Source organism: Mesorhizobium sp. KR9-304, assembly GCF_040049215.1.
Lineage (GTDB): Bacteria > Pseudomonadota > Alphaproteobacteria > Rhizobiales > Rhizobiaceae > Mesorhizobium_K.
In genome coordinates, this window is the sequence record NZ_JBDZDN010000002.1 from 435,509 (window position 1) to 457,264 (window position 21,756).

The window sequence follows — 21,756 nt, forward strand, 5'->3', positions numbered from 1 at the left end:
GTCGAGTGCGCGGTGCGCCTAGTGCTCAAAACAGGTCGAAGTCGCCGAACACCTGGTTGCGCGCCAGCCAGGGCGTCTGGCTGCCGGCCGTTTCGGTGGCAACCGTAGCCTTCACCGTCCGGTAGAGTTCCACCAGGCTGATGCGTCCATTGCCATCCACATCGGTCACTGAGCGGTCGACGTCGAGCGCGCGCTCGAATGCCACCGAAAACAGACCGCCGCCGACAGCCGCGCTCTCCTGGCTCAACTGGCGGCCCTTGGATGCCGACAGGAGCACGATCCCCGACCCGCTCTGGGTGCTGAACTGGCGCACGACATCGTCGCTGGAAGCGATGCTCGCCCTACCGGACGCGCCTGCGTGGCATACGTCGAGAAGGACGATGACGCGCGCTTTCGCGGTGCTCACGACCGCACCGATTTCGTCGAAGTCGAAAGTCGTGCGCTCGATGTCGCCGAGATCAGTCTCCGGCAGCGCCAGCCGCAAGCCGCCGGCCGCAGACACGAGCCCGTGGCCGGCGAAGGAAAGCAGGATGGTGTCGTCGACCGTCGCTCCGCCGATGATCTTCCGGAGGTTGCCCCGCAACGTTTCCGGCGTGACCTGCCCATCGACCAGCGTTGCCATCTCCACGCTCTCGTAACGACGGGAAGCCCCGACTATCCCGGCAATGCGCCGCGCGTCGGCGGCGGCATATTTCAGGTCTGCCCCAGTCATGTTCGGATATTTGTCTACGCCAACCGTCAGTCCGTAGAGCCGGCCCGCTGGTTTGGAGCTGGCTGGATCGCGCATCAACTCCAGCGGCGCGCTGGTGATGCCGTCGGCATCCGTTGCGACCAGTGTCAGAATGCCTTCAGTGGAATGTCGGTCGGCGGCGAAGTCCATAGCCCACTCCGTTCCGGACAGGTCGACGTGTTCGACCCGCCGGCCGCCGGCAAAGATCTGCAACGACCGCAGGCCGCGCGGACCACGCACGACGACGCGCAGCCCGCCGCCCGAGCCGGTTTCGGACACTGACACCGTTGGCGGGAACACCATTTCAGGTTTCGATGGCCGCCAACTGTCTTGCAGCACAGACTTTGCAAGTCCGGGTTCACGAAGCCTGCTGCCGAACTGCGACAAAAGCTGGCGGCCGGGAATGCCAGGGATCTTCAACTGGACGTAGGCTGCGGCATCCTCCGACCCGTCGAAATAGCCATCCTTGTCCATGACGACCAGTTCGCCGTCGGCGAAAATACCGCTCAACACTCGCGTCCCGTCCTTGCAGGAATATACCTCCACCGCCCCGCCGCGGTTAAGCTGAACGAGATGTTTGTAACCATTGGTCAGCGCAAGCCGCTCGATGGCAGCCTGGTTGTAGGGCTCGGGAACGGCGCATACCGGCGCCCATGTCTTGAGGTCGAACACGACAAGCCTGACGACGGGACGCGTGGCGACCAGCAGGTAGCGATTGTCTACGACCGAGACGATTGTGGGATCGGAAAACCCTGAGCCAAGATTGCCGCGCAGGTCACCGCGCTGGATCAGACCGATCGGCCCGTCTTCGTAAAGCGCTTCCGCGCCAGCGCCAGGTGCCGCAAGAAGATCCGCATGCCGCAGATCCCCACTGTCTTCGCCCAACAGCGTAAAACTGAACCCGTGTCCCAGCCGCCCGGATTCGATGGTCTGGGTCAGCCAGTAGTTCTTGCCGCCACTCGACCACGCCCAGGTATCGCGACCCTCGAGATTGAGGTCGATGAAGACAGGCTCATCGGGAAATATCTCAGGCGATGGCTGCGGAAACGGTTCCGTGTTGTAGGTCAGAGGCTCGTCCTCTGGCCAGACTTCGAACTTCGCCACCCGGCTGTCGTAGAGGCCGGCAAGTTTAGCCGAAATAGCGCTGAGGTCGGCTTCATCGATTCCCGACCGCAACGTTCTTACTCCTACACCCAGTCGAAAACCGAGAGGGTCTGAGACACTGTCCGCGAGGCTAGAATCCGGGGCGATCAAGCTGATCGCGCTTCGGACCTGTGTGCCCGAGGCCTGATGCTCTGAAGCCGCAACCACGATATTCGTGCGCGTCGACTGCGTAGGCTCTTTCGAGAACTCGATGAACCCATCGTCATCGTCCTCTTCGGCGGTGGTGGCCTGGGTAGCTTGTTCGGGAACGTCGTCGGGATCTCTCAACTTTCGGAACACTTCTGTGTCCCAATAATCGTATGTCTTTCTCAGATCGTGCGCGTTCCATCCCACAACCCGCGGCTCCTGCAGGCCAAAGTCCGAGCGCAGAATGGTGTCGAGTTCATCGCTCCGGGTCGTCGCGATCATCGGGCTCTTCATGCCAAGGTCGATCACCACGCCAGCCGCCTCTTCGTCCAGCACGATGCTTTCGCCATCAGACAGGCCGGCCATGAATGCCGCGACACCGCCCTCCAGCGATATCTGCATCTGCCAGACCTCGCTGCCTTGGGTGAAAGACCCCGCTCCTTCGCCCGGATCGATGTCTTCGGATTTCGGGTCCAGACCGGCATGGATTGGATTGTCCGGCTCAGGCGTGTCATCCTCCTTGAAGCCAGTCAGCAGCGCTATCTTCGGCGCTTCCTCGACAGCGTGGCGGCGTCCGTGCAGCATGCGCACGACCTGCATGCCGCCTCCCCATTCCTGATCGAGATAGAGGAAACTGTCGGCGTGGCTCCAATACATGCCGACGCCTTGGAACCTTCCCACCCGCCGCTCGGCCAGAAGGTCGAATACATCGCTGATCTGGGCTTCATCGGTCGACACCGACAGGAATCGGCCGGTCGGCGAAAAGACAGGCTCCCGTCCGGTCGTCTGAAGCACCACCTCGCCCGTCGTCCGGTTCGAAACTTCGACAAACCTGCCGTAGATCCTGGCCAGAAACGCTCCCTGGTTGGGCACGATCTCGGCGTCCGCCGTGACGACCGCAAACTCGTCGCGCACAACGAGCTTCGGCGTTCCGGGCAGCACATCGACAATGCGCTTGCCAACAAAACGTGAAATCCTTTCGCCGCACGGGTCGGCCTGAACAATCGCCCACTCGATTTCCATGCCCCCTGCGCGATAGGCGAGGAAATCGATCTTGCCGGTCAGCTGCGCGAAGCGCGTCATCAGCGGGACGATTGCCCGGACCCGGTTCTGGCCGAACTTCATCTCGAAAGGCCCGCGCGCGCCGGGCGTCAACGCATAGAAACCGCGCCCCTCGAACCGAGTGGCCTCGGGCGCCAGGAAAACGAGATATGCCGGCACCTCGAAAGCGGCCGGTCCGCGCGGCGCCTTTTCGGTGACGCGCCACTCGAAGGTCATCGGCTCGCCGACTACTGCCTTGTCGGAGCGGCGGGCCATGTGAAGAGTAAATGCCGGCTCCGGCCACCCCGCCGTGCAGGATTCGTCCGCAGCGGCGGCGGGATATGCCGCCGAAAACATGCCGAACAACAACACCCACAGGTACAGCATGCCGCCGCACCAATCCGCACCGAGACGCGAGCCCATACGCCCCCAGGAAGTCTCTCAGCCCAAATATTCTAAATCCGGCATCGTGCGCGCCAACCACGCTTTTGACGGCGCCGGCCAGCCGTCACTGACCCTCGATGACTTTCAAAGTCTCATCCTGCTCATCCTGCAGGAGTTGCAGGCGCTTACGTTTGGCTTCGGGCGACTCTACCGCGGTGGCGCCCGGATTCTGCCGCTGCTGCACGGCGTGAAGCTGCGCGAGCTTTGCCTGCTTCTCATCCTCGGTGAACTGCGCGGTCGCCGCCTGCGGCGGGATGTTCAGATTGGGGAAGGTCCCGGTATCCGTCGGGCCGCCGCTGCGGCCTTCCGCCATCGCCACGTCGTCGACTGTCGTGGTGCTGCAGGCGGTGGCGAAGAGGGCCAACGCTGCGGCTGCGACGCCGATACCAGGGAAAATCCCCCCGCTTTTACGATATGTCATATCTTCGCCCATACCTCAGCAATAGAACGCATTGGACGTCCCATGCTAATATGTCAAGAAAACGCGCTGGTGTCGTGATTTCGAAGTTCGTTGGTTTCGATCTGACGCTTCCAAACGGGACGCCGGCGTAGACCAAGGAGGAACGCTTTCAACATGGCCAAGGCAGCCGAGCCGGGCAAGGCCGATGCAGGCGAAGCTCCGGATGTCGACCAGTATATCGTCAAGGACCCGGAACGCTTCGCGCTCAACCTCGCCCGCATGATCGAGCAGGCGGGCAAGGCTGCCTCGGCCTGGGTGGAGCCGCGCGAGCGCGGTGAACTCAGAGATTCCGTCGCCGAGCCGATGGCGGACATGGTCAAGACCTTCTCCAAGGTCACCGAATACTGGCTGTCGGATCCATCGCGCGCGCTCGAGGCGCAGACGCGCCTGTTTGCGGGATATCTCACCGTGTGGGGCAATGCCATCAGTCGCGCCAGGACAGGCGAAGAGCCTTCCGAGGCCGTGGCGCCCGACCGCGGCGACAAGCGCTTTCAGGATCCCGAATGGGGCAAGAACGCCTTCTTCGATTTCCTGAAGCAGGTCTATCTGGTCACATCGCGCTGGGCGAACGACCTCGTCGAGCGGGCCGACGGGCTGGACGAGCACACGCGCCACAAGGCGAGCTTCTATGTCAGGCAGGTTTCCAACGCGATCTCGCCGTCGAACTTCATCCTGACCAACCCCGAACTTTTCCGCGAGACCATCGCCTCCAACGGCGACAACCTCGTGCGCGGCATGAAGATGCTCGCCGAGGACATCGCGGCCGGCAAGGGCGACCTGAAGCTCAGGCAGGCCGACTATTCGCGTTTCGAGGTCGGCAAGAACATCGCGACAACCCCCGGCAAGATCGTCGGCCGCAGCGACGTCGCCGAGATCATCCAGTACGATCCGGCGACCGAAACGGTGCTCAAGCGGCCGCTGCTGATCTGCCCGCCCTGGATCAACAAGTTCTACATCCTCGACCTCAACCCGGAAAAATCCTTCATCCGCTGGGCAGTCGAGCAGGGCCACACGGTGTTCGTCGTCTCCTGGGTCAATCCTGATGAACGCCACGGCGCCAAGAACTGGGAAGCCTATATCCGCGAGGGCCTGCAATACGGCCTCGACATGATCGAGAAAGCGACCGGCGAGCGTGAGGTGAACGCCGTCGGCTACTGTGTGGGTGGCACGCTGCTCGCCGCCGCACTGGCGCTGATGGCGCAGGAAGGCGACGACCGCATCCGCTCGGCCACCTTCTTCGCCACGCAGGTCGACTTCACCTATGCGGGCGACCTCAAGGTCTTCGTCGACGAGGATCAGATCGCAGCCGTCGAGCGCTCGATGGGTGGGAAGGGCTATCTCGACGGCACCAAGATGGCCACCGCCTTCAACATGCTGCGCTCCGGCGACCTGATCTGGCCTTACGTGGTCAACAACTACATGCGCGGCAAGGATCCCCTGCCCTTCGATCTGCTCTACTGGAACGCGGATTCGACGCGTATGGCGGCAGCCAACCACTCCTACTATCTGCGCAACTGCTATCTCGAAAACACGCTGTCGCAGGGCAAGATGGAATTGGCGGGACACACCCTGTCCCTCTCCGACATCAAAATCCCCATCTACAACCTCGCCACCAGGGACGACCATATCGCGCCGGCGCTCTCGGTCTTCCTCGGCTCGAAATTTTTCGGCGGCAAGGTCGACTACGTGCTCACAGGATCTGGCCACATTGCCGGCGTGGTGAATCCGCCGCAGTCGAAGAAATACCAGTACTGGACCGGCGGCAAGCCGGTCGGGAGCTTCGACGACTGGATCGCCAAGGCCACCGAAACGCCGGGTTCATGGTGGCCGCACTGGCAGGAATGGATCCTCAAGCAGGACGAACGGCGCGTGAAGGCGAGGAAGCCCGGCAAGGGAGTCAAGGTTCTGGGCGACGCGCCCGGTACCTATGTGAAGGTTCGCGTGTAACATTCTTTGATACCGCAAACATTGACCCGCATGGCCAAAGCGGGCGAAAAGGTGGCAGTCTGATTTGTTGAATGGCTGCAAACTGGGGCAGTGCTGTAGAGATTGAGTCGGCGCCGGGGACGGTCGGGATGACCGCCGGACGCACGCAAGACCCGGGGCAGCGCGGACGTGAGCAGGGGGAACGTTTGAATTCAGGAACGGGCCCAGCAAGGGGAAGACGCAGCGCAGCCGTTGCGGCGCTTCTTGCCGTGCTTCTCGCTTCCTGTTCTTCGACCGGCGAGCCGTCTATGGAACTTGCCCAGACCGGCGCCGAGGCCGGCGCGCCTGCGGTCGACCTGAACCTGGATGGATCAGGAGGCGTCACGCCTCCAGGCGAAGGCGACGCCAGCCTGCCGGTACAGGCCACCCTCCCTGCAGCGAAACCCGACGAGACCAAGACAGCCGAGGCCAAAGCGCCCACGACTGAAGCGCAGAAAGCCGCCGATGCGGCGCTGATTGCCGCCAAGGGCGAGCCGCCGACAGCGGCAAAGGCCGAGGCGGTTGCGGTCGCCAAGCCGGCCGAGGTTCCGGCGAGCGGCCAAATACTCGAGAACGGCGGCCCGATCCTGACCGCCGGGACGATGCCCACAACTCCGATCGAGCCCAAGAAGAAAAGCTTCCTCTCCTCGTTCTTTGGTTCGACCCCGGCGAAAGCCGATTCCGCGCCGACGCCGGTGCGCGAAGCCAAGGCGAAGCCCATCATCACGCTTCCCGACGCCGGGGCGGAAAAGCAGAAGCAAGACGCCGAATTGCGCTTCGCTTCGCTCGGCGCCGAGGACGACGGTATCGACGATGGCGCCGGCGACTTCTCGCTGCCCGGCGTGCGCAAGACCAATCTGTTCGAGATCAAGCGCAAATCCGGCATAGACGACGACAGCGACATCGATGTCTACGAGGATGAGGGCGGCTCGTATGACGTGGCCTCCGCTGCCGGCCTGGCGCGTCTCGCGCCCAACGGCCTGCTGAAGCAGCGTGAGAGCGTCGACACCGCCTGCCTGAAGCCCAAGCTGGTGCGCATGCTCAAGCAGGTCGAGCGCCATTTCGGCAAGCGGCTGGTCGTGACTTCCGGCTACCGCAGCCCCGCGTACAACAAGAAGGTTCGCGGCGCCGAAAAATCGCAGCACATGTATTGCGCCGCAGTCGACGTGCAGCTTCCCGGCGTCAGCAAGTGGGAACTCGCCAAATATGTGCGCGCGATGCCGGGCCGCGGCGGCGTCGGCACCTATTGCCACGGCTCGATCCACATCGACGTCGGGCCGGAGCGCGACTGGAACTGGAAGTGCGGACGCCGCAAAGCCTGAGGGGCAGCAGGCAAGACGGTCCAAGATGCATGATGCGCCGGAAGCGTCGCACACAGGCACCGGCGAAAAAGTTTAGGGAAGTGTGCGTTTGACGGGTTGCCGCCCGCCGGCAACGCAATTATAAGGCGCTTCGTCCAAGGCGCGCCCTTCGTCTATCGGTTAGGACACCGCCCTTTCACGGCGGTAAGAGGAGTTCGATTCTCCTAGGGCGTACCAATAATTTCAAAGACTTATGCGCTCCCCGCCCAATCATCGAATAACAGACGCCAGTGCATCGGCACGCGCTTGAGGGCGAAGGCGGCATCATCGACTACAACGAGATGTGATGGAAGAGCCCGCCGCTGCTTTGTGGCGGCGGAAAGGCGGCGGGCTCTTGATGCCTTTGCGGGACATCAATGACAAGAACGATATCGCTGAAATAAAGTTGCCTACTGCCTCAACGACCGTTGGGTCCATAGCAGGCTATGCCTTGAATTTTCCGAAAAACAGCAGATGCTAATTTGTTAGCCGGGGGCGTACCAAACCGGCTAGGCCCGGCTGGACCCTCCTATCCAATGCCCAAAGCGCTCAGCCGGGCCCCCGTAGTCGCTTAGCTGTCATTGGAGGTTGGCCTATGAGGAAGCCCTACGCGAAGCCCATATTTTTGCCCCGCGAAATTTTGAGCAAGGTGACAGCCGAAAATGGCGGCGGTTCGCCGATACGGGTTTCCGGGTGAGCATGCTTAGTCTGCGGCCTGACGTCTAAAACAGACGGCTACCCCGAGTGACTGACCCGCCTGGCCTACCTGCGCTGCCATCGGTGGGGCTGGCGTGGTGGCTTGTTCTGAATCAGGTGCCGGCGGTGGGCCGCGAGTCGATGACCATCGTTGCCGCCACCCTGATCAGTTGCTCACGACGAACTAGCATCGGCTTCGAATATGTCTTCTTCATACGTCCCGCGCTCCCGAAAAACCTGGCGGCGGAGCGGGAGACGATGTGACGCATTCGAGCCTCTCTCGCGCGACTAACGTCGGTTTTTGATAGGTCTTCTTCATCGCCCACACCCCCTTGCGCGAGGGTGAAGGTCTCACGGATCAAGTTTTCCGTCAAACCGACCGGCCAAAATGCAATAGACAGTCAATCTTGGCCGGCCCCGGCGTCGAGTTCACGCTGATTGGCGCATACTCTGGCGGCAGGATGCAAAATCCGGCAAAGCTGACGTGCACCCGTTGCGGCGGCTATTGCCCGTTGGGAACGGCGGTCAGGACCTGCTTCAGTGCCGGCGACGGCTGCTGGTACCCGAAGCTGTTCATCTTGTACTGATGGGGGCGGTGCCGATGCCTGTCGTCCCAGTGGCCCTTGTCGTCCCAGTGGCCATGATCTTCCCACCCGCGCCAGTCGTCCGACCAGTGCCAGTCGTCCCGCATCGGGCGGTTTCCGTCATAGACCCTGAAGTTTCCTTCGGCGTCATAGGCGTATTTCGGCGCAACCTTCGGCCGGTAGATGTTGTTGCGCCCCGCCTCGCGCGCTTCGCGCCTACCTTCCCGATGAATTTGGCCGCGACGGTCTGGGCGCCTCTTCCACACGCCGCCGTCATGCCTGTTCTCGCGGCGGATGATTTTGGCGCTGTCCTGCACCGTCACCACGTCGGACGATGCCGCTGGCAGGCTGGGAACAAAGAGCGACGCGGCCGGAAGCGTCGGTGTCGACGCCAGAGTTACGCACGCAGCGAGCGCCAAAGTGCGAATCGCCGACAAGTGCTGTTTCATTTTTGTCCAGCTCCCGACAAGGACTTGCAGCGCATCCGACCCGGAAGATAGCCCGGTTTGGCAACCTGAGCCAGAGTACGCCTCGAAACAGGGTTACCCGCGCCGGGCGGCGGAAACGCCGAACGGGGCGACCTATTCCGGCACCGCTTGGCGGCCCGTCATTGTTTCAATGACTATCTTGTAGAAGAGGTGCTCCGGGTGAATCGCGGCCGTGATGGGTTTCAGCGCACCGGGCTCCCACCAGTTCGCGTGCTTGCTCAACAGCGACCAGGCATGGTCGCGCTCACGTTTCGATCCGATGCGGTCCGGCAGTTCTTCATAGACACCATAGACAAGAACGCTTTTCGACCCCTGGCCTTGCTTGAAATCGCCGACCTGCAGGCAAACGCGGGGGTTCTTTCGCATCCATTCGATCTTCTGGCCGAGCATGGAAAAGCTGTAGATGTGGTGATCGGCAAAGACGAAGGTGATCGGAACGACGTAGGGCTGATTGTCCTTCGCGCAAGCCAGATGCCCCAGGCTGGATGCCTGCAGGACGGCCGTGCACTCCTGTTCGGTGAGTTCCTTGACGATCATGACAGTCCGTTCCCGCGCTTGTTGCGAAACAAGAATACTGCAGCACGGTCGGGTTGACCAATCCGCAGTGCCAGCCTCCAGCCTCGCCAATGCCGTTTCTCGCGGCAAAGCATGGCTGCGCAACGCCCGCGGCGGCAGAAGCGCCTGAACCAAAAGGAAACCCACCGGCTCTGCTGAACCGGTGGGCGTTGCCTGGGCGCTGAACCCGCGCCTGCGGAACTCTTTACTCGCCGCAAGAACCGGAGCATCGGCCGACCGTGATGAATTTCTTCTTAAGAAGCGGGCGCGGGCGCTTACGGGAGAGAAATCCGGCATGTTGATGCTGGTGCGGATGAAGGGACTCGAACCCCCACGCCTTTCGGCACTGGAACCTAAATCCAGGGCGTCTACCAATTCCGCCACATCCGCGTCGGCCCGCCAATCACATGGGAGCCATCATTCTGTCAATCTCGCGGTGGAGATGAGGTCGGTGCAGCGGCGCGAAGAAGTGTTGAAAATTAGCGCCGCGTATGACAAAAGGCGTGGCAATTGTGACGGGAGAGAAAGAACCGCCATGGGTAGGCGTGGTAAGCAACAGGAAAAACAAAGGCTTACTTAGACTACCGCGCGTTTCGAGCGAACAAAATCCCCATCGGCCGCGGCCGCCGGGACAAGCACGCTGAACCCGCACGCCACTAGCCACTCCGGCGCGAATTTCCGGCAGGCTGAACGGCAGAGCCGTACAGATGCCCTATTCTGGAAACGAAGGTTTTGACTATGCAGGTTACCGAGACGCTGAATTCCGGCCTGAAGCGCGAGATCAAGGTCACGGTCCCGGCCGGCGACATGGAAGCCAAGCTGCTGACCCGGCTGAACGACGCCAAGACCAAGGTGCGCATCAACGGCTTCCGTCCCGGCAAGGTGCCGCTCCAGCACCTGCGCAAGGTCTACGGCAAGTCCTTCATGGCCGAGGTGGTCAACGACATCCTGTCCAACCAGACCCGTCACATCATCGCCGACCGCGGTGAAAAGGCCGCCATGCAGCCCGAGGTCACAATGACCGAGGACGAGAAGGAAGCCGAAAAGATCCTCGCCGGCGGCGCCGATTTCGAGTTCCAGCTCGTCTATGAGGTCATTCCATCGATTGAGATCAGGGATTTTTCCGACATCAAGGTGACGCGTCCCGTCTTCGACGTGCCGGAACAGGAGATCGAGGACCAGGTCAAGCGCGTCGCGGAATCCGCGCGCAGCTACGAGCCCAAGGACGGCAAGGCCGCGGAAGGCGACCGTGTCACCATCGACTATGTCGGCAAGATCGACGGCGTGGCGTTCGACGGCGGCGCCGGCAACGACCAGCCGCTCGTGCTCGGCTCGAAGGAGTTCATCCCCGGCTTCGAAGACCAGTTGGTCGGATCCAAGGCCGGCGACGAAAAGCAGATCACCGTCACCTTCCCCGACAACTACAGCGCGCCGCATCTCGCCGGCAAGGAAGCCACCTTTGACGTCACCGTGAAGGAAGTGTCGAAGCCGGGTCCACTCGAGATCAACGACGAGACGGCGAAGTCGCTCGGCCTCGAATCGCTGGACCGCCTGCGCGAGATCGTGCGCGGCCAGATCGAAAACCAGTTCGGCTCGATGACGCGCCAGAAGGTAAAGCGCCAGTTGCTCGACCAGCTCGATTCGGCCTATCAGTTCGAGGCGCCCTCGAAACTCGTCGAAGCCGAGTTCACCAACATCTGGAGCCAGGTGAACCGCGACCTGGAGACCGCCGGGCGCAGCTTCGCCGACGAGGACACGACGGAAGACGAAGCCCGCGCCGAATACACCAGGCTGGCCGAACGCCGCGTGCGGCTGGGCCTGGTGCTGGCCGAGATCGGCGAGAAGGCAAGCGTCACGGTTTCCGACGAGGAGGTTCAGCGCGCGCTCTTCGAGACGGTGCGCCGCTTCCCCGCCAACCAGCAGCAGGAAGCCTTCGACTTCTACCGCAACAACCCGAACGCCATCACCTCCATCCGCGCTCCCCTGTTCGAGGAGAAGGTCATCGACCACCTGCTGGCGCAGATTTCCGTCACCGACAAGAAGGTGTCGAAGGAAGAGTTGATGGCCGACGACGAGGCGGAGACGGAAGCGAAGCCCGCCAAGAAGGCCGCGCCGAAGAAAGCCAAGAAGGTCGACGAAGCTGCTTCCGAGGAAGCTGCGACCGAGGCGCCGAAGAAGAAGGCGTCCGCGAAGAAGAAGGCCGCCGACACCGAATAAGGCAGGCGCCGGGAAAAACTGACAAAAGGGCCGCCTTGCGCGGCCCGTTTTGTTGCGGCCCACGGGCCGCTAGGAGTGCGCAGACCTTAGATCAGCTTCAGGCCCTTCATGCTGGCAAACCCCTTCTTGCCGATGATGATGTGGTCGTGCACGGCGATGCCGAGCTGCCGGCCGGTCTCGACGATCGTCTTGGTCATATCGATGTCCGCGCGGGACGGGGCGGGATCGCCCGACGGGTGGTTATGGACAAGGATGATGGCGGTCGACGACAGTTCCAGCGCGCGCCTGATCACCTCGCGCGGATAGACCGGCGTGTGATCGACCGTGCCGGTCTGCTGCACCTCGTCGGCTATCAGCGCGTTCTTCTTGTCGAGGAACAGGATACGGAACTGCTCACGCTCCTCGAAGGCCATGGCAGCGCGGCAATAGTCGAGCACCTGCTCCCACGACGACAGGACTTCCCTGCCCTGTATCTCGCCGCGCGCCATGCGTTTTGCCGCGCCCGCGACGATCTTGAGATCGAGCGCGACCGCCGCGCCGACACCCTTGACCTCCTGAAGTCGTGCCGCCGGGGCGCCGAGAACCTGCGAGAGGGAGCCGAAACGGGCGAGCAGGGCCTTCGCGACGGGCTTGGTGTCGGCACGCGGGATCAGCCTGAAAAGCAGCAACTCCAACAGCTCGTAATCAGCGAAGCTCTCGCCCGAGGCGGAAGCGGCGAACCGTTCGCGCAATCGCTCGCGATGCCCGAGATAATGCGGTTTTACCTTGGCGGGTTCGGTCTTGACTAGGCGCGGCGACGGGCGCTCGGCGAAGAAGCCCCGCTCGTCCTCCTCATGTCCCGCCATCGCCTACCCGCGCAAATATGGGCGGCAAACCCTCGACCGCCGCAAAAATACTACGAGGACAGGCCGGGCCGGTCGAGCCCTTTCGGGGAGAGCGTGAAGATTTCGCAGCCGGTCGCGGTTACGCCGACCGTATGCTCGTATTGGGCGGAAAGCGACCTGTCCCGCGTCACCGCCGTCCAGCCGTCGGACAGCACCTTAACGTGCGGACGACCCAAGTTGATCATCGGCTCGACGGTAAAGATCATGCCTTCGCGCATCTCGATGCCTTCGCCCGCGCTGCCGTAATGCAGGATGTTGGGCGCATCGTGGAAAAGCTGGCCGACCCCATGGCCGCAGAAATCGCGCACCACCGAGCAGCGCTCGGCCTCGGCGTAGGACTGGATGGCCGCGCCGATCGCGCCGGTGCGCACGCCCGGCCTGACGGCGGCGACGCCGCGCATCAGGCATTCATGCGTCACCTCAAGCAGCCGCTCGGCCGCGCGCTTGATCTGGCCAACCGGATACATGCGGCTGGAATCGCCGTGCCATCCATCGAGGATGTAGGTCACGTCGATGTTGACGATGTCCCCTTCCCTCAGCGGCTTGTTGTCGGGGATGCCATGGCAGACCACGTGGTTGATCGAGGTGCATGACGACTTCGTGTAGCCGCGATAGTTAAGCGTCGCCGGCATGGCGCCATGGTCCATGCCGAACTTGAAGACGAAACTGTCGATCGCCTCGGTCGTGACGCCCGGCGCGACCATGCCGGCAAGCTCATCGAGGCAGGCGGCCGTCACGGCGCACGCCTTGCGCATGCCCTCGAAGGCCTCGGGTCCGTAGAGCCGGATCTGGCCGGTGTTGCGAAGCGGCGCCGTGGCGGCGTCGAGATAGGTGATCATGTAAAGGACGCCTCGGCGAACTGCGCTTGCGACATAAGGGAATGGAACAGCCAAGATTTGGCACCGGATCGCGTCCGGTTCAACCCCGGCGGCGCGTAAGTGGCGTCCGCAGCCTCAGATTCCCGTCAATGGCTTGTCTTTTGCGGCGCTAGCACGTCGGATTCCATGGCTGCCTCGACAAGGGCGCGCCGCGCATCGGCCGTCGAGCGATGGCCGTCGAGCACCTTCAGGCAGGTCTCGACCGCGTCCCTGTGTCGCGCGCCGCGGTTCAGCGGCCAGACGGTCATCAGGCAATCGGCTGCCTCGCGCGTGGTGTGAATATGGCGGTATCTGCCGATGCGGCCAAGCTCAAGCGTCACCGGCTTGTCGAATGGTTTTTCGTCCATGATGGGCGGCAAACGCCTGCGCGGCGAATAGGTTGCAGGCGGGTGCGATCCGAGCTAACTGCCCCGGGCCCGAAGATGGAGAACCGCATTGCAGGACAGGATCCGCATCAAGTCGGTCGAGATATTGTCCGACGACTGGGCGAAGCTCACCAAGACGACCTTCGACTACCGCCGGAGCGACGGAACTTGGGAAACCCAGATCCGGCAAACATACGATCGGGGCGACGGAGCCGTCATCCTTCCATTCGACAGAGGCCGCTCGACTGTGCTCCTGGTGCGGCAGTTCCGTTATCCGGCCTTCGTGACCGGCCACCCGGAGCCGCTGATCGAAGCCTGTGCCGGCCTGCTCGACGATCATGATCCCGAGACGGCGATCCGCAAGGAGGCCGAGGAAGAACTCGGCTACAGGCTGCGGGGCATCCGTCGCCTCTATGAGCCTTATATGAGTCCGGGCAGCGTCACCGAGCGCCTGTCCTTCTTCACTGCCGATTACACGCCTGCCGACCGCATCTCGGATGGCGGCGGCTCGGCCGACGAGGGCGAGGACATCGAGGTGCTGGAAATTACGCTCGATGAGGCCATGGCGCAGGTCCGCGACGGCCGCATCATCGATGCGAAGACGATCATGCTCATCCAGCACCTCCGGCTCGAAGCGCTGGAGCACCGCTAGGCCGTGGACTTGGCGTCGCCTTCCTTGATGCGATGCCGCGGCTGCGCGTGGCTAGCGGACGTTGGTCAGTTCGGGGAAGACATAGATTGAGCCGGCACTGCACTGACCCGCATCCTGGACGCGCGACGTACAAGGTCTACCCTTTGGTTGTCCGCTCTGCCCGGTGCTAGGCCCCGTGCTCTGGCAAGCGGCCAGCAGGATCAAGGGCAGCATCGTCCATATGGGCGCTCGTTGCATCGTCGCATCTCCCTCCGATTGGGCGAAGCAATAACACAAGCCGAAGCGGCTATGGAGTCCCCGACGCCGCATTACCGTCAGCTTCCCCAAGGTGCTCGTGCACGGCGCGTGTCAGTAGAGCGGCTCCTCGTAAAGCTTGGTCTCGCCGTCCATCAGCGCCTTGATCTGCGCGGTGCCGTCGCTGCCGACCGCCGCGAGGATGCCGAACGGACGCTCGCGTATGTCAGCCTCGATGGCGCGGCCCTCCCCCTCCGGCACGTAGTAGCGATCGATGCCGTAATTGACGCTGAACGAGGCACCCGGCGTAATGGACCACCCGCTGACCGTACCGCGTATATCGATCTCACCTGTAGGCGCTGTACCCGCTGGCGATCCAAAGGATGCGGATCTTGGACGCCAATAACCGTCGCTATCCCGTCCTAGCCGCACGAAGATTGGCAACGCATCTGAGGCGATTGTGCCGACCGGTACATTAGAAACAATATCCACCGGCACGTTCCGTATCTCGTAGTTCAGCCAGACATAGTCGCCGCGCAGGAAATCGCGCGGATCGACCGGCTCGATTTTCAGAAGCACCTCCTGTCCGTCGCGCAGAACCGCGGCGCGGCCGGCAATGATCCACGAAAGGAAAGCAATCTGCGCAGCCGCGAGAAGCACGGCTGCCATGACAAGCTTTTTCCCGCTCATGCGGCTGCTCCCTGGGTTACGCGCGGTTCCCTCATGCGCTTCTCGACGCGGATTATGGCAAGCGCCAGCAGGCCCAGGATGACGCCCGCCGCCAGAAAGAAGCCGGCCGTGCCGAACATATCCTGGATCATGATCACGTAGATCATGCAGAGCTCGATCGCGAATCCGCTATAGGCGATCCAGCGCAGGCCGCGGCTATCACGTCCGGCCAGCACCACCGCCGCAACGATTCCCGCCAGTGCAATGGCTGCGGCTATCGCAAAGCCCGCACCGTCTTCGTCGGCCACCTCGAACTGGATCATGATCATGCCCGTCAGGAAGCCGACCAGGCCGTGGACCGGCAGCAGTCCTCCGAGCCGGACGATCCGTTCGACCTTCTCCGGCATGACCACCGCAAGCGCGAACAGTGCCGCCGAAATCGCGGCCAGCACAGCCGCAATGCCGACGAGGTCGCTATCGTGTTCGACGGCCAGAAGCGCGGCGTAGAACACCAGCGACAAAAGGATGAGGTGCCGGGACGCGGCACTGTCCGTCCAATAGGAAACGAGCCAGAGAACGGCGGCTATCCCGATGAAGGCATAGGGGAAATCGGTGTCCCGCCAGAAATCGACCTCACGTAGGAACAGCCAGGCTGCTGCCAGCGCGACGGCGCCTATTGTCAGCGGCCCCGAGCGCAGCGCCGCGGCCGCGACCGCCGTGCCTGCGCACCATGTGAGAACCGCCTGCGTCTCGTCGCCGGAGAGATGGTACATCTGGCCGATCAGCGCGATCGCACCGCCGAACGCCGCTGCCGCGATCAGCCAGACGCCTTCGGCGATTGCGGCATGATCGTTCAGTTTCAGCGCCGCGCCGCCGACATAGCCTGAGAAAATGATCGCGAAGAGCGCTCCGACTCGCGCGACGCGCGGGATTGCCTCCCAGTTTGACGCGACGAAGACCAGTATCGCCGCGCCGAACAGCAAGGCCGCCATGATGGCCAGGATGGATCCGAAACTCAGCGACCTGCGCTCATGCGCCTCAACGTCGAGGACAATCGCTTCCGCAGTCTTGCCGTCTATGAGGCCCGACGACGCCCATCGGGCCGCATCGGCCCGTACCCGTGACGAATAGCTCGCCATCATCCCCTCCCCGTACCCTCGGTTCCGACCGCCAAACCCTTGAACTCGCGATCTTTTGGATGATTCGGCCGGATTTGTGGTCTCCAGCTAAAATCGATTAATGTTGCGATGCACAATTTGCATTGCTGCTATGCACCAAAAGCCATTTTAAAACCAGCCGGCGCGTCCTATCTACAACCCGTACCCAGAGACAGAACGAAGCAAAGACGAACGAGAAATACGATGAACCTGATCCGCAACTACCGCAACTGGCGCCGCTACCGGGACACTGTTTCCGAGCTGAACCGCCTTTCGAACCGCGAGCTTACCGATCTCGGCATTGCTCGGAGCGACATCGCCTCTGTCGCCCGCAAGTCGATCTAAGGAATTTCGGCAGGGTCGACCTCCTCCCCGACCCTGACGGATAAGGCCAGCTTTCACCTCCTCCCGATAGCTGGCCATTGAAACGGCGCCCGCCGGACCTCCTCCCCCGGCGGGCGTTGTTCCCGAAGAAGGTTTCGCCCCTTCGAAAACAGGCGAAAGGAATTTCGTCAAAGCCGACCTCCTCCCCGGCGATGACGAATAGGCCGGTTCCTTACCTCCTCCCGGGGAACCGTCCACCAAAACGACACCCGCCGGATCTCCTCCCCCGGCGGGTGTTGTGTTTTTGAGGCTAGGGAATTCGACCGCAGGTCGGTCAGTCCAACGCGCCGCTTTCGAACTGCCCCCGCACCTTCCACTGCTCGTAGGGGAAGATGTCCGGCGCGCCGCCGGTCGGCTTGTACCATGAATCGACTACCCATTTGGTGCCGACCGGATCGATCACTATCGCCGTGAAGTGCGGATAGCGCCCATCAACGAAGAAGCCGCGGCTGACATTGCGCCCGACCTTGTGGAACTTCAGCAGCCCGCGCTCGTCGAGATAGACGAGCAGCGCGCGCGTGTTGGTCGATTCGTCGACGCAGTCCATCTGGCCTTTTTCATGCGACTTGCCGAAATCCGCCTTCGGCTTGTCGCGCACGCCAATCGCCTGGAACGACCGCTCCTCGAAATACTGGACGGCCTTGGAGATTGCCGCACGCTCGGCCTTCGGCGAACTCGCGCCGGCTTGCATGATCGAGCGGAACCGCGCGCCGTCGGCGGAGCCCAGCGTCAGCTTGGAGCGGAAGCTGCAGCCATAGCCGTGGCAGATCTTGATGAGCTTCGGGGAAGTGACGGCCACCGCAGCAGCAGGCGAATAGCCCGCCGTGGTGCTGACGGCAAATGCAGCGCCGACGCAAATCCCCGCGATCCGGGCCGAAACAGGCCGTGTTTTGCTGTTTTTCTGCCGCATCGCCGCAATCGTCTGCAATTGCATTGCAGGGGTCAAGGCATTATTGCGACGACCATGAACATGAAGCCCATTCATATAATCGGCGGCGGCCTCGCCGGATCGGAAGCCGCCTGGCAGGCGGCCGAAGCCGGCGTGCCGGTGATCTTGCACGAAATGCGCCCGCTGCGAGGCACCGAAGCGCACAAGACCGCCGATCTTGCAGAGCTTGTCTGCTCCAACTCCTTCCGTTCCGACGACGCCGAGAACAACGCGGTCGGCCTGCTTCACGCCGAGATGCGACTCGCCGGTTCACTCATCATGGCCTCGGGCGACGCCAACCAGGTGCCCGCAGGCGGCGCGCTGGCCGTCGACCGCGACGGCTTTTCCGCCGCGGTCACCGCGAAGCTCGAAGCCCATCCGCTGATCACCATCGCGCGAGAAGAGGTCGACGGCCTTCCGCCGTCCGAGTGGGACCAGGCAATCATCGCCACCGGCCCCCTGACGGCGCCTTCGCTTGCCGCGGCAATCGCGACAGAAACCGGCGCCGATGCTCTCGCCTTCTTCGACGCAATTGCCCCGATCGTGCATTTCGACACCATCGACATGGACGTCTGCTGGTTCCAGTCGCGCTACGACAAGGTGGGCCCCGGCGGGACCGGCAAGGATTACATCAATTGCCCGATGGATAAGGCGCAGTACGATGCCTTCGTCCAGGCCTTGATCGACGGGCAAAAGACCGAATTCAAGGAATGGGAAGGCACGCCCTATTTCGACGGCTGCCTGCCGATCGAGGTCATGTCCGAGCGCGGCCCGGAAACGCTTCGCCATGGGCCGATGAAGCCAATCGGCCTGACCAATGCGCACAACCCCACGGTGAAGGCCTACGCTGTCGTGCAGCTCAGGCAGGACAATGCGCTGGGCACGCTCTACAACATGGTCGGCTTCCAGACGAAGCTGAAGCACGGCGAGCAGGTGCGCATTTTCCGCATGATTCCGGGCCTCGAAAGCGCCGAGTTCGCGCGGCTGGGCGGCCTCCACCGCAACACCTACATCAATTCGCCCACTCTGCTCGACGGTTCGCTGCGGCTGAAGAGCCGCAAGGGGCTGCGCTTCGCCGGCCAGATCACCGGCTGCGAGGGCTATGTCGAGAGCGCGGCGATCGGTCTGCTCGCTGGACGCTTCGCGGCGGCAGAACGGTTGGGAACGCCGGTTTCGTTGCCGCCGGTCACCACCGCCTTCGGCGCGCTTCTCAATCACATCACCGGCGGCCATATCGTCTCCGAAGACGAACCGGGAAAACGTTCCTTTCAGCCGATGAACGTCAATTTCGGCCTCTTCCCGCCGCTGGAGCCCGGCACGAAGCTCAAGCCGGAGGATTTCGCCGGCCGCTTCCGCGGCAAGGACAAGGCGGCCGCCAGGCGCCGCGCCGTCACCTCCCGCGCGCTGTTCGACTGCCGTGCATGGCTGGGGCAGCCGTCGCGGGCCGAAGCGGCGGAATAAATTACCGCCGATACAGCCCTATCCCTTTAGGGCCCGGTTTTGCCTTAGGACTGCCTGTCGTACAGGGAGGTCACTTATCTATCCGAATGAGCGGATGTCCTTGACACCGCTAGAGCCCTCAGCAATTCTTGGCAGGGAAACGCTTTTCTACTTTGAATACATCGCCCTTTTATCTCTTCGGTGGTAGAAACAGCAGTCATGAAAAACGCTATCTTAGCGGTGGGGGTGTCCGTGTTGGGCACGCTCTGCCCAGCAACAGGCGCAATAAGCCAACAACTGCAGATTGGTGGTTTTGTGGCGCCAGACTGCAAGTGGGAGGACGGCATATATAAATGCGTGCCGACCAAACCCAAAACCACCGGTCGCTCGGAGCCTAATCCAGGATCGAATAATTCCGTGGGCGAACTTCTCAAGGAGCTTGGTGAGAGCGGTAAGGTTTCTTCGGATCAGATTATCATCATCGAAGGCATGAATCCGAGCGTTTTCTAGGAATGATTCGATGGGTGTCGTTTATATATTTTTGAACAGTCTTCTGGAGGGCGCACTTTACGGCTTAGCCCCTCTTGTATTGACGATGGTTTTTGTATTCGTTTTTTCATATTTGTTTCTTAAGAATAAATTTGACGCTTTTACTATTTCGAGTTTTGCGGGATTCGGCTGCTTTCTAGGAATTTTTATTGGCGGCAGCCGAGAACCCATCGCGGGAGTCATCCTCCCCAGCATTATCACGCTGATCGGCGGATTCGTTGCCTATTTTTTCACGAAAGAGAAAGAGGTTTTCGACAGGCGGATAATCCCGGGAACGATTTTGGGGCTTGTCACTGCCGCAGCCTTTGGCAGTTCTTTTGCAGGCGAACTTAGGGCCACTCAAGCGCAATTCGAATATTTGAGGGATATCGAGAAGTCCCAGCGGGAATCAGAAATTCGGCTTAGTGAAGACTTTCAACAAAATGTTGTCAACGCAATCAATCGTTATGCTATTTGCGTCAAAAATTTCCCGACTACGATTTGTGAGAAGTATATTGTTGCAAAGACACCGTGAGAAGTTGCGGTTCGCGGGACAAGCAGCGTTGATCTCCTGACAACTTCCCGCGTTTGGCCTACCCCCATCCCCGCGTGGCACGTCGGAACATCGGCCAATGCTTGCGCCAGGCTGCTATGTCGAGGCTGGCCATGAGCAGTTCGCTTTCCCTGCCCTGCATGCTGTTCAGTTGAGCGCCGGTCAGCGCCAACGGCAAGAATGCCGGGCGCAGCAACGCTGGCAACTCGGTCGCGCCGCGCTCGAAGATAGCCAGATGCTCGCGCGCCAGTGCAATCATCGCAGCAACTGCGCGCACCGCGTTCGGCCCGCCGTCGCCGGCCAGAAATTCTTCGGGCGATGTCCCCGCCGCAGCCAGGATGTCCTTCGGCACATAGCACTGGCCGCGCCGTCTGTGCAGCGGCAGCAGGCGCAGCAGCCCGGTGATTGCCTGCGCGCAGCCGGCATGGCCCGCCAGTTCCGTGCTGCGCGCCGCCGCCGCACCATCGAGCACGAGCGAAGAAAGCTGGATGATCGCCGCCGCCGTCTCGCCGCAATAGCCTTCAAGGTCGGCGCGCGTCGGCATCGGGTCGTCGTAAAGGTCGAAGATGCGTGCGTCGAGGTAGTTCTGGAACGCCTGTTCGGGCAGGCTGCGGCGCTTGATCATCTCCAGCAGTGCGCCCGCCACCGGATGTCCCGCCCCCGCGCTGACCTCTTTCGCTGCGATCACGTCCCGCCACCACTGCAGGCGAATCTCTCCCGGCAAAGCCTGGCTGACCCTGTCGCGCACCCCGGCGATCTCGGCATTGAAGGCATAGAGCGCCAACAGGTCCGCCCGCTTGTCTTCAGGTGCATAGAGCGCGGCGAGGTAGCGGTCGCGGTCGGCAACGCGCACGAGGTCCATAACGGGCCGAAGCTCGCCCCTTTCAGTCAACGGCTACAAGGGCCGCCGCGACGGCCCGGTCCTCGGCGAGCAGAACATTGTAGGTTCGGACCGCGGCGCCGGTCGACATCGGATCAGCCGAGATGCCCGCCTCCCTGAACGCCTGGCGCAACGCCGGCGGCAGCGGCTTCAGCTCCCGGCCCGAGCCGACCAGCAGGATCTCGATCTTGTCGGCCTGCCGGAAGACGCGCTCGAAATCCTTGAGGCTCAGCGCCGCTGGATCAGCCGGTTCCCAGCCGTGGATTCCCGAGGGCAGACAGAGGATCGAGCCCCGATGCGACATGTCGGCGAAACGGAAGCCGCCGTTGCCATAGGCGTCCACCGGCGCGCGGCCGGGGAAATGCGCCTTGCGCAGGACAATCCCCTCGCCCAT

The 21,756-nt window shown here is 62.3% G+C and carries 20 protein-coding genes and 2 tRNA genes; 9 read left to right on the forward strand and 13 right to left on the reverse strand.

The features are described 5' to 3' along the window. Positions 1-25: 25 nt before the first annotated feature. Both ABLE71_RS14385 and ABLE71_RS14390 read right to left on the reverse strand, forming a co-directional pair. On the reverse strand, positions 26-3,448 hold the full coding sequence (locus ABLE71_RS14385) for a caspase family protein (protein ID WP_348784120.1): 3,423 nt from the start codon (positions 3,446-3,448) through the stop codon (positions 26-28). A 121-nt stretch (positions 3,449-3,569) separates the two neighbouring features. After that, complete coding sequence (locus ABLE71_RS14390) at positions 3,570-3,926, reverse strand: hypothetical protein (RefSeq protein ID WP_348784121.1); 357 nt, start codon at positions 3,924-3,926, stop codon at positions 3,570-3,572. A gap of 153 nt (positions 3,927-4,079) precedes the next feature. Here ABLE71_RS14390 and phaC point away from each other — a divergent pair, with 153 nt between their 5' ends. The 3 genes from phaC to ABLE71_RS14405 all read left to right on the forward strand — a co-directional run bounded on the left by phaC (position 4,080) and on the right by ABLE71_RS14405 (position 7,468). After that, a complete protein-coding gene (phaC, locus tag ABLE71_RS14395) occupies positions 4,080-5,912 on the forward strand; it encodes a class I poly(R)-hydroxyalkanoic acid synthase (RefSeq protein WP_348784122.1) in 1,833 nt (610 codons plus the stop codon). 287 nt (positions 5,913-6,199) lie between these two features. Further along, the gene (locus tag ABLE71_RS14400; protein WP_348784123.1) at positions 6,200-7,252 is read left to right on the forward strand and encodes a YcbK family protein; all 1,053 of its coding nucleotides are present in this window, start codon (positions 6,200-6,202) and stop codon (positions 7,250-7,252) included. A gap of 141 nt (positions 7,253-7,393) precedes the next feature. Continuing rightward, positions 7,394-7,468, forward strand: a tRNA-Glu gene (locus ABLE71_RS14405). 1,000 nt (positions 7,469-8,468) lie between these two features. On the opposite strand, the gene ABLE71_RS14410 is transcribed toward ABLE71_RS14405, so the two are convergent. The 3 genes from ABLE71_RS14410 to ABLE71_RS14420 all read right to left on the reverse strand — a co-directional run bounded on the left by ABLE71_RS14410 (position 8,469) and on the right by ABLE71_RS14420 (position 9,983). Next, complete coding sequence (locus ABLE71_RS14410) at positions 8,469-8,999, reverse strand: hypothetical protein (protein ID WP_348784124.1); 531 nt, start codon at positions 8,997-8,999, stop codon at positions 8,469-8,471. A 132-nt stretch (positions 9,000-9,131) separates the two neighbouring features. Beyond that, positions 9,132-9,575 (reverse strand): pyridoxamine 5'-phosphate oxidase family protein, encoded by a 444-nt coding sequence (locus tag ABLE71_RS14415; protein WP_348784125.1) that lies wholly within the window; start codon positions 9,573-9,575, stop codon positions 9,132-9,134. A 323-nt stretch (positions 9,576-9,898) separates the two neighbouring features. Next, a tRNA-Leu gene (locus tag ABLE71_RS14420) sits at positions 9,899-9,983 on the reverse strand. A 348-nt stretch (positions 9,984-10,331) separates the two neighbouring features. On the opposite strand from ABLE71_RS14420, the gene tig reads away from it, so the two are divergent. Next, complete coding sequence (gene tig, locus ABLE71_RS14425) at positions 10,332-11,810, forward strand: trigger factor (protein WP_348784490.1); 1,479 nt, start codon at positions 10,332-10,334, stop codon at positions 11,808-11,810. An 86-nt stretch (positions 11,811-11,896) separates the two neighbouring features. Here the strand turns inward: tig and radC are convergent, their stop codons facing one another. From radC to ABLE71_RS14440, 3 genes are all read right to left on the reverse strand, one after another. Next, positions 11,897-12,655: a DNA repair protein RadC gene (gene radC, locus ABLE71_RS14430; protein ID WP_348784126.1), complete on the reverse strand. Its 759-nt coding sequence runs from the start codon at positions 12,653-12,655 to the stop codon at positions 11,897-11,899. 50 nt (positions 12,656-12,705) lie between these two features. Beyond that, positions 12,706-13,533 (reverse strand): type I methionyl aminopeptidase, encoded by an 828-nt coding sequence (map, locus tag ABLE71_RS14435; protein WP_348784127.1) that lies wholly within the window; start codon positions 13,531-13,533, stop codon positions 12,706-12,708. A gap of 125 nt (positions 13,534-13,658) precedes the next feature. Further along, on the reverse strand, positions 13,659-13,922 hold the full coding sequence (locus tag ABLE71_RS14440) for a DUF982 domain-containing protein (protein WP_348784491.1): 264 nt from the start codon (positions 13,920-13,922) through the stop codon (positions 13,659-13,661). Between the two features lie 85 nt (positions 13,923-14,007). Between ABLE71_RS14440 and ABLE71_RS14445 the strand changes: the two genes are divergently transcribed. After that, positions 14,008-14,589, forward strand: a complete 582-nt coding sequence (locus ABLE71_RS14445) for an NUDIX domain-containing protein (protein ID WP_348784128.1) — start codon at positions 14,008-14,010, stop codon at positions 14,587-14,589. A 348-nt stretch (positions 14,590-14,937) separates the two neighbouring features. Here the strand turns inward: ABLE71_RS14445 and ABLE71_RS14450 are convergent, their stop codons facing one another. Together ABLE71_RS14450 and ABLE71_RS14455 are read right to left on the reverse strand one after the other, a co-directional pair. Further along, the gene (locus tag ABLE71_RS14450; RefSeq protein WP_348784129.1) at positions 14,938-15,513 is read right to left on the reverse strand and encodes a GDYXXLXY domain-containing protein; all 576 of its coding nucleotides are present in this window, start codon (positions 15,511-15,513) and stop codon (positions 14,938-14,940) included. After that, entirely contained in the window at positions 15,510-16,631 is a 1,122-nt protein-coding gene (locus ABLE71_RS14455; protein WP_348784130.1) for a DUF2157 domain-containing protein, read from the reverse strand. Before ABLE71_RS14455 ends, ABLE71_RS14450 begins: the two co-directional genes overlap by 4 nt. A gap of 222 nt (positions 16,632-16,853) precedes the next feature. Here ABLE71_RS14455 and ABLE71_RS14460 point away from each other — a divergent pair, with 222 nt between their 5' ends. Then, on the forward strand, positions 16,854-16,994 hold the full coding sequence (locus tag ABLE71_RS14460) for a DUF1127 domain-containing protein (RefSeq protein WP_348784131.1): 141 nt from the start codon (positions 16,854-16,856) through the stop codon (positions 16,992-16,994). Between the two features lie 313 nt (positions 16,995-17,307). Here the strand turns inward: ABLE71_RS14460 and ABLE71_RS14465 are convergent, their stop codons facing one another. After that, a complete protein-coding gene (locus tag ABLE71_RS14465; protein WP_348784132.1) occupies positions 17,308-17,943 on the reverse strand; it encodes a hypothetical protein in 636 nt (211 codons plus the stop codon). 54 nt (positions 17,944-17,997) lie between these two features. Here ABLE71_RS14465 and trmFO point away from each other — a divergent pair, with 54 nt between their 5' ends. From trmFO to ABLE71_RS14480, 3 genes are all read left to right on the forward strand, one after another. Continuing rightward, positions 17,998-19,422, forward strand: coding sequence for a methylenetetrahydrofolate--tRNA-(uracil(54)-C(5))-methyltransferase (FADH(2)-oxidizing) TrmFO (trmFO, locus tag ABLE71_RS14470; protein WP_348784133.1), 1,425 nt, complete (start codon positions 17,998-18,000; stop codon positions 19,420-19,422). Between the two features lie 198 nt (positions 19,423-19,620). Beyond that, positions 19,621-19,911 (forward strand): hypothetical protein, encoded by a 291-nt coding sequence (locus ABLE71_RS14475; RefSeq protein ID WP_348784134.1) that lies wholly within the window; start codon positions 19,621-19,623, stop codon positions 19,909-19,911. 10 nt (positions 19,912-19,921) lie between these two features. Next, positions 19,922-20,464 carry a hypothetical protein gene (locus ABLE71_RS14480; RefSeq protein ID WP_348784135.1) on the forward strand — a complete coding sequence of 181 codons (543 nt, stop codon included), beginning with the start codon at positions 19,922-19,924 and terminating at the stop codon, positions 20,462-20,464. A gap of 58 nt (positions 20,465-20,522) precedes the next feature. On the opposite strand, the gene ABLE71_RS14485 is transcribed toward ABLE71_RS14480, so the two are convergent. Both ABLE71_RS14485 and ABLE71_RS14490 read right to left on the reverse strand, forming a co-directional pair. Next, positions 20,523-21,344, reverse strand: coding sequence for a phytoene/squalene synthase family protein (locus ABLE71_RS14485; protein WP_348784136.1), 822 nt, complete (start codon positions 21,342-21,344; stop codon positions 20,523-20,525). Between the two features lie 22 nt (positions 21,345-21,366). Beyond that, the gene (locus ABLE71_RS14490; RefSeq protein WP_348784137.1) at positions 21,367-21,756 is read right to left on the reverse strand and encodes an Mth938-like domain-containing protein; all 390 of its coding nucleotides are present in this window, start codon (positions 21,754-21,756) and stop codon (positions 21,367-21,369) included.

What these genes read in the sequence shown, in the direction of transcription:
- ABLE71_RS14480 (WP_348784135.1), top strand. Translation starts at nt 19,922, where the DNA reads ATGGGTGTCGTTTATATATTTTTGAACAGTCTTCTGGAGGGCGCACTT.
- trmFO (WP_348784133.1), top strand. Translation starts at nt 17,998, where the DNA reads ATGAACATGAAGCCCATTCATATAATCGGCGGCGGCCTCGCCGGATCG.
- ABLE71_RS14390 (WP_348784121.1), bottom strand. Translation starts at nt 3,926, where the DNA reads ATGACATATCGTAAAAGCGGGGGGATTTTCCCTGGTATCGGCGTCGCA.
- ABLE71_RS14460 (WP_348784131.1), top strand. Translation starts at nt 16,854, where the DNA reads ATGAACCTGATCCGCAACTACCGCAACTGGCGCCGCTACCGGGACACT.
- tig (WP_348784490.1), top strand. Translation starts at nt 10,332, where the DNA reads ATGCAGGTTACCGAGACGCTGAATTCCGGCCTGAAGCGCGAGATCAAG.
- map (WP_348784127.1), bottom strand. Translation starts at nt 13,533, where the DNA reads ATGATCACCTATCTCGACGCCGCCACGGCGCCGCTTCGCAACACCGGC.
- ABLE71_RS14450 (WP_348784129.1), bottom strand. Translation starts at nt 15,513, where the DNA reads ATGAGCGGGAAAAAGCTTGTCATGGCAGCCGTGCTTCTCGCGGCTGCG.
- phaC (WP_348784122.1), top strand. Translation starts at nt 4,080, where the DNA reads ATGGCCAAGGCAGCCGAGCCGGGCAAGGCCGATGCAGGCGAAGCTCCG.
- ABLE71_RS14475 (WP_348784134.1), top strand. Translation starts at nt 19,621, where the DNA reads ATGAAAAACGCTATCTTAGCGGTGGGGGTGTCCGTGTTGGGCACGCTC.
- ABLE71_RS14490 (WP_348784137.1), bottom strand. Translation starts at nt 21,756, where the DNA reads ATGGGCGAGGGGATTGTCCTGCGCAAGGCGCATTTCCCCGGCCGCGCG.
- ABLE71_RS14415 (WP_348784125.1), bottom strand. Translation starts at nt 9,575, where the DNA reads ATGATCGTCAAGGAACTCACCGAACAGGAGTGCACGGCCGTCCTGCAG.
- ABLE71_RS14485 (WP_348784136.1), bottom strand. Translation starts at nt 21,344, where the DNA reads ATGGACCTCGTGCGCGTTGCCGACCGCGACCGCTACCTCGCCGCGCTC.
- ABLE71_RS14400 (WP_348784123.1), top strand. Translation starts at nt 6,200, where the DNA reads ATGGAACTTGCCCAGACCGGCGCCGAGGCCGGCGCGCCTGCGGTCGAC.
- radC (WP_348784126.1), bottom strand. Translation starts at nt 12,655, where the DNA reads ATGGCGGGACATGAGGAGGACGAGCGGGGCTTCTTCGCCGAGCGCCCG.
- ABLE71_RS14410 (WP_348784124.1), bottom strand. Translation starts at nt 8,999, where the DNA reads ATGAAACAGCACTTGTCGGCGATTCGCACTTTGGCGCTCGCTGCGTGC.
- ABLE71_RS14455 (WP_348784130.1), bottom strand. Translation starts at nt 16,631, where the DNA reads ATGGCGAGCTATTCGTCACGGGTACGGGCCGATGCGGCCCGATGGGCG.
- ABLE71_RS14465 (WP_348784132.1), bottom strand. Translation starts at nt 17,943, where the DNA reads ATGCGGCAGAAAAACAGCAAAACACGGCCTGTTTCGGCCCGGATCGCG.
- ABLE71_RS14385 (WP_348784120.1), bottom strand. Translation starts at nt 3,448, where the DNA reads ATGCTGTACCTGTGGGTGTTGTTGTTCGGCATGTTTTCGGCGGCATAT.